This is a genomic window from Azospirillum sp. B506, assembly GCF_000333595.1.
Lineage (GTDB): Bacteria > Pseudomonadota > Alphaproteobacteria > Azospirillales > Azospirillaceae > Azospirillum.
In genome coordinates this window covers 1-3702 of sequence record NZ_BADK01001075.1, presented here as the reverse complement: position 1 = coordinate 3702, position 3702 = coordinate 1, and the positions used below count along the sequence as shown (strand labels likewise).

General features: G+C 67.1%; 5 protein-coding genes and 1 pseudogene. 2 read left to right on the top strand and 4 right to left on the bottom strand.

All coding sequences use genetic code 11. The annotated features are described in order from the left end of the window. Nucleotides 1-6: 6 nt before the first annotated feature. Together I71_RS33195 and I71_RS33190 are read left to right on the top strand one after the other, a co-directional pair. Entirely contained in the window at nucleotides 7-384 is a 378-nt protein-coding gene (locus I71_RS33195) for an ABC transporter substrate-binding protein (RefSeq protein WP_244434206.1), read from the top strand. Between the two features lie 116 nt (nucleotides 385-500). Further along, nucleotides 501-1328: a universal stress protein gene (locus I71_RS33190; RefSeq protein ID WP_042704353.1), complete on the top strand. Its 828-nt coding sequence runs from the start codon at nucleotides 501-503 to the stop codon at nucleotides 1326-1328. 47 nt (nucleotides 1329-1375) lie between these two features. Here the strand turns inward: I71_RS33190 and I71_RS33185 are convergent, their stop codons facing one another. The 4 genes and pseudogenes from I71_RS33185 to I71_RS33170 all read right to left on the bottom strand — a co-directional run. Continuing rightward, the gene (locus I71_RS33185) at nucleotides 1376-2188 is read right to left on the bottom strand and encodes an inositol monophosphatase family protein (protein WP_042704352.1); all 813 of its coding nucleotides are present in this window, start codon (nucleotides 2186-2188) and stop codon (nucleotides 1376-1378) included. Nucleotides 2189-2225: 37 nt separating this feature from the next. Further along, nucleotides 2226-2819, bottom strand: a complete 594-nt coding sequence (locus I71_RS33180; RefSeq protein WP_042704350.1) for a hypothetical protein — start codon at nucleotides 2817-2819, stop codon at nucleotides 2226-2228. Nucleotides 2820-2903: 84 nt separating this feature from the next. Beyond that, nucleotides 2904-3203 carry a hypothetical protein gene (locus I71_RS33175; RefSeq protein WP_042704348.1) on the bottom strand — a complete coding sequence of 100 codons (300 nt, stop codon included), beginning with the start codon at nucleotides 3201-3203 and terminating at the stop codon, nucleotides 2904-2906. A 165-nt stretch (nucleotides 3204-3368) separates the two neighbouring features. Next, nucleotides 3369-3702: pseudogene (locus I71_RS33170) on the bottom strand (GTPase HflX); the annotation flags it as partial.

Here is a 3702-nt window from a genome sequence, read left to right as displayed (position 1 = left end):
TGACAGATGGAGATCGAGAAGCACCCCGGCCGGGCCTTCTACCCGGAGGAGGAGGGCGTTCCCCCCTATGACGAACTGATCCTGGTCGCCCGCAAGGACAAGGCAAACGACCCGCGCTTCAAGCGCTTCCTGGCGGCGGTCGAGCGGGCGACGCTCTACATCCTGAACCATCCGGAAGAATCGCAGGCCGCCTTCGTCAAGGGCAATCCGGAGCTGAACGACGAGCTGAACCGCCGCGCCTGGGCCGATACGCTGCCGCGCTTCTCCCACAGCCCGGCCGCCCTGGATGCCGAGCGCTACACCCGCTTTGCCGAATTCCTGAAGGCTCGCGGCCTGATCAAGGCGGTGGCGCCGGTCGAGCAGTATGCGGTGGTGGTGAAGTAACCGCCTGCCCTCCCCAGCCAGCGGCGTTGCCATACGACCCGGCGGAGCGTTACCTAGAAGGAAACCGCTTCGCCGGCTGATGGCGGGCCGACCATAATGTTGGGAGACGCGAGGGCATGCCGATCAAGACCATCCTGTTGCACATGGCCAACGATGATGCCCACGCCAGCCGCCTCGCGGTGGCTGCGGCCCTGGCCAAGCGTTTCTCGGCCTATATCCAGGCACTCTACATCGCCACGCCGGTCTCGATGCCGGCGGGCGCCACCGGCCGCGCCGCCTCCTATGGCTTCATGGCGGAAGCGACCGCCATCGCCCATGAGAACGCCGAACGGATCGCACAGGAGGTCCGCCAGACGCTCGACGGCCTGCCCTATGACTGGACGGTGGCCGAAGGCGACCATGTCGAACTGCTGGCCGAGCGGGCATCCTACGCCGACCTGATCGTCGTCGCACAATCCGCGGCGGTGCGGTCGGGCGAACGCGTCTCGCTTCACCACATTCCCGACCGCCTGCCGCTGGAAACCGCGACCCCAGTTCTTGTCCTACCGCCCAGCCAGCCCGTAACGGCCCCCATCGGCCGCCATGTGCTGATCGCCTGGAAGAACAGCCGCGAATCGGCCCGCGCCGTGCGCGCCGCCATGCCTTTCCTGGAGACGGCGGAGTCCGTCACGGTGCTGACGGTCGAACCGCTGGGGCAGCAGAGCACCGAGGCCGCCGCCCTCGTCGACTGGCTGCACCGCCACGGCATCGCCGCCCGTCCGCAGTCGGTCATCGCATCGGGGGGCGAGGTCGGCGACATGATCCTGTCCTGCTGCGGCGATCAGGGCGCCGATCTGCTGGTGATGGGTGCCTACGGCCATTCCCGCCTGCGCGAACTGGTGCTGGGCGGGGCAACGCGCAGCGTGCTGGAAGGATTGACCCTGCCGGCTCTGCTTGCGCATTGATGAGGATCGGCCGCGGGGGCCACATCGCCCCCGTCCCAATCCGTCACTCACCCGAACAGCTGCCCATGCAGGGCCTGCCAGCTCTCACGGTCGGGCGCCAGCAGGATGCTGCCCTTCAGCAGCCCCGGCCGATAAGGCGTTCCGTCGATCAGGGCCGAATAGCCGCCGGCTTCCGCATGCAGCAATACACCGGCCGCATGGTCCCATGGCATCAGCCGGTGATAGAGCGAGTAATGCGCCCGCCCCTCCAGCAGACGCAGATATTCCTGCGCGGCGCTCGACAGGCACACACGCTCCGCCAGGCCGGCGCTGCGCTCCTCCAGTTGCCGCCTCATTTCCTCGCTGCAAAAGCGCGTGGACATCGCGCCGACCATCTGCGGCAGAGGGACCGGCGGCGCGACATGGACTTGGCGTCCGTTCAGCCAAGCCCCCCGTCCCTTCACCGCGGTCGCCATGCGTCCATCGACCGGATCGTGGATCCAACCGGCAACGGTCTCCCCCTTGCACACAAGTGCCACGATCACTGCGAACATCGGCCGGCCCTGGGCGAAATTGATCGTGCCGTCCACCGGGTCGATGATCCACACCGGATCGTCGCCATGGATGCGGTCGAGCACGCGCTCATCCTCCGACGCAGCCTCTTCGCCGATGACCTGGCTACCCGGCAACAGGGCTTGCAACGCTGGGGTCAGGGCCCGCTCCGCCGCCTCGTCCGCCAGCGTGACGAGGTCGGTGGGGCCGGTCTTCTGGCGAATGCCCGCAGCGTCGAGCTTCTGAAAATAGGGCATGATCTCCGTCTGAGCGACGGAGCGGATCAGGTCGGACACGCGGTCGATGTCGGGGAGCGGGAAACCCGTCATATCTGGTTGGCCTCTTGCAATTCGAGGTGAGAGTGACTCAGCGCCTTGCTGCCGGCTTGCTGCCGGGCGCGCTGTCCAGTTTCAACACGGGATCGCCACCCTTCGGGTCGCTCAGCAGCACCTTGCCGCCCAGTCCGCTGTCCTTCAGCGCTTTGGACAGCGCATCGAAGGTGGCGCGGTCGGCTGCAGCCGCAGCCGCCTCCTTGGCCGGATCGGGCGGCGGAGGCGGCACCGGGCCACCTTGCGCCGGTTCGCGCGGCGCCTTGGGATCGGGCGGCAGAGGTGCCGGCGGCGGACCGGCGGTGTCCTTCTCCGGCTCCGGCGGGGGTGGCGGGGGCTGCCACAGGCGGAAGCAGTCGGTGAAGGCCGGCTGCTTGCACTCCTTCAGCAATTCCGCGGCATCGGGTGCCACGACCTGCGGTTCGTCGGGGGCGACAGACAGCGGCTTCGGCGGAGGAGGAAGCGGATCTTCGGGCGGGGTCTCCGGCTCTTCGACATAGCCGGGCGGCAGCGGCGTTCCCGGCCGCAGCGGTTCCGCCGCCAAGGGCTGGGCGAATGCCAGCAACAGCGGCAATGCCGGCATCATAAAGACGGCGCCGGTCAGAACGGAACGGAAAGGGGAACGGAGCACGACGGAACCGCGGCGATGGCGAATGGCCCATTATGGCCCGCCATCGCAGTCGCCGTCACCCATCAAGCGTGAGTCAAATCGCCGTCACGCCGCCGCACGGTGAGACTCATGGCGCGGGCCGCTTACGAAACCGCCGTAGCCCCACGCAGACAGTTCACGGCAGATCGCCGAGATCTTCGCGGCTTCGTCGGCATTCTGTTCCCGCTCGGCAGCGGACTCGATCAGCCGCATCAATGTCGCGCGACCTTCAGGCGTGTGCGAAAGCTCCTGCAGGCGCAGCAACGCGGCACCCGGCGGAAGCTTTTCCTGACGGGAGACGAGGGCTACCTGATCGGCAAGGAAAGCCGTGATCGAGAAGCACGACGGATCGGTTTGCAACCGCATTGGCAGTCCTCCTCAAGGGGGAGCACAACCGCTCCTTATCCAATCATCGGACCCCAACGGGGAAATGACCACGCCGCATTGGTCTTAAGACCGGAGTGGGGTGCAACAGGTCATAGCTGCCGTTTGCACCCCATTCCGTTTGGCCAGGACAGCCGGAAGAACCTCTTAAGGTTGTGGACCGACCTCGATGTCGGGCTGGAACCGCTTCTCGAACCGGGCGAGATCCACGGGATCGATGGAGACCTGCAGATGCGCATGCTCCTCGTCGTCGTGCCGGTCGAGCACCTCGCCCTTGGCATAGAGCCAAGCGAGCGCCGCTCCGTCGCCGAGGTCCACCGCCAGGTCGACGACCTGACGATTGACGTTCATCCGCTGGTCCAGCAGGCGGTCGAGATCGCCGATCCCCTCGCCCGACAAAGCGGACACCGCCACGGCCCGCGGGTTGCGGCCGGTCTGGGTCAGGATAGCCGCGCGGCTTTCCTCGTCCAGCGCATCGATC

Excerpts from the sequence above, each read along its gene's own strand:
- I71_RS33185 (WP_042704352.1), bottom strand. The coding sequence starts at position 2,188 with ATGACGGGTTTCCCGCTCCCCGACATCGACCGCGTGTCCGACCTGATC.
- I71_RS33195 (WP_244434206.1), top strand. The coding sequence starts at position 7 with ATGGAGATCGAGAAGCACCCCGGCCGGGCCTTCTACCCGGAGGAGGAG.
- I71_RS33190 (WP_042704353.1), top strand. The coding sequence starts at position 501 with ATGCCGATCAAGACCATCCTGTTGCACATGGCCAACGATGATGCCCAC.
- I71_RS33175 (WP_042704348.1), bottom strand. The coding sequence starts at position 3,203 with ATGCGGTTGCAAACCGATCCGTCGTGCTTCTCGATCACGGCTTTCCTT.